Annotated in this window: 1 tRNA gene and 1 rRNA gene; both read right to left on the reverse strand. The window is 48.3% G+C overall.

What is annotated here, in order from left to right:
* Positions 1-49: 49 nt before the first annotated feature.
* Positions 50-126 (reverse strand) — tRNA-Ile (locus tag DK207_RS15705).
* Between the two features lie 59 nt (positions 127-185).
* Positions 186-265: ribosomal RNA gene (locus tag DK207_RS15710) — 16S ribosomal RNA — on the reverse strand; the annotation flags it as partial.

Here is a 265-nt window from a genome sequence, read left to right on the forward strand (position 1 = left end):
TATATCTTCTCTTCTGGCAGCTTGTGATTATTCATCACTTCGTCAGTAGTGGTGGGTCTGACAAGACTTGAACTTGTGACCCCACGCTTATCAAGCGTGTGCTCTAACCAACTGAGCTACAGACCCTCAGATACATCTTCGAAGAACAACTTGTTGTGGATTCTTACCAGTCACCAATCTTTCGTTAAGGAGGTGATCCAGCCGCAGGTTCCCCTACGGCTACCTTGTTACGACTTCACCCCAGTCATCGGCCACACCGTGGTAA

This window comes from Acinetobacter haemolyticus, from assembly GCF_900406815.1.
Taxonomy (GTDB): Bacteria; Pseudomonadota; Gammaproteobacteria; order Pseudomonadales; family Moraxellaceae; genus Acinetobacter; species Acinetobacter haemolyticus_A.